Annotated in this window: 1 protein-coding gene; it reads left to right on the forward strand. The window is 33.5% G+C overall.

Annotation, left to right across the window (positions count from 1 at the left end):
• Nucleotides 1-46: 46 nt before the first annotated feature.
• Nucleotides 47-1378: IS4 family transposase (locus FLACHUCJ7_RS00280; protein WP_180907469.1), on the forward strand; the 1332-nt coding region annotated here is incomplete at its 3' end.

A 1378-nucleotide genomic window follows, 5' to 3' on the forward strand; every position in this document is an offset into this window, starting at 1 on the left:
CCTACCGTCTGGACACAAAAATGTTTATATTTGAAAAAGCCAAATTTTGGAAGACAGACAATTTAAGGATTTAAAAGATCAGCGTTTATTAAGGAGGGGCAATTTAATTTTTGATAAATTATTGAGGACTAGTGTTCATTCGATTCGTCAAATTGCCCAGAGTGATTCGGAAGCCAAATCTATTTATCGTTTTTTGCAGAATTATAATGTTTCAGAAGCGGATATTATAAAAAACATGTCCTCAAATTGCATTTCCTGTTGTTCAGACAAGGTTGTTTTATGTATTCAGGACACAACTGAAGTTAATTTATACAATCACAAAAACAGGGTAAAGAAAGATCAATATATTGGCACAACCAATGCTGCAAAAGGAGGAATTGGTTTTCTAATTCATCCCAGTTTTGTGATCGACGCCCAAACATTTGTTCCTTATGGTTTTTCGGATGTTAAGATATGGAATAGACCATTAGATAAATTAACCAAAAAAGACCGTGATTACAATAAACTTCCTATAGAAGAAAAAGAATCTTACAAGTGGATAGAATCTTCCCTAAAATCGAAAAAAGCTTTAAGCCAGGCAAAACAAATCATTATTATCCAAGACCGCGAAGGGGATATTTATGAGCAATTTGGATGTGTTCCAGATCAGAGAACACATTTATTAGTTCGTGCAAGAGCCAATCGAACCCTTTCTGATAAGACCAAACTTTTTGACTATATCTCCAATCAGCCCTCAAAGGGACAATATTCAATAGAATTGGAAGGCGATAAAAGAAGAAATATAAAAAAAAGAGAAGCAATCCTGGAGGTTCGATATTCTCAGGTAACCATAAATAAGAATGATTTAAGTTCAAAAACAGCTCCCAAAACTATTACGCTCTATATTATTGAAGCCAAGGAAACAGATACAACTATAGAGAATCCAATATGTTGGAGATTATTGACAACCATGAAGATTGATGATCTGCAAACGGCATTAAACTGTATTAACTGGTATACCTGCAGATGGATAATTGAAGAAGTCTTCAGGATATTAAAGAAAGAAGGTTTTAATATAGAAGCCAGCGAATTAACCTATGCCAAATCGATTCGAAAACTTTCCTTAATGATGATGGAAACCATCGTTAAGTTGTTTTTAATGCAAATTGCGTATGATTCTCCTGAGCATGATATAGAAGCACAAAGTTGTTTTTCAGAATCAGAATTAAAATGTTTAAACTATCAGATAATAATATTAGAAGGCAAAACAGAAAAATTAAAAAATCCGTATAAAGATAAAGATTTAAAAAGGTATGTCTGGGCAATTGCCAGATTAGGAGGATGGAAAGGCTATACCTCTGAGCGAAAACCCGGAATTACTACTTTATGGATTGGAATA

It is taken from the genome of Flavobacterium salmonis (genome assembly GCF_903819435.1).
GTDB classification, from domain to species: domain Bacteria; phylum Bacteroidota; class Bacteroidia; order Flavobacteriales; family Flavobacteriaceae; genus Flavobacterium; species Flavobacterium chungangense.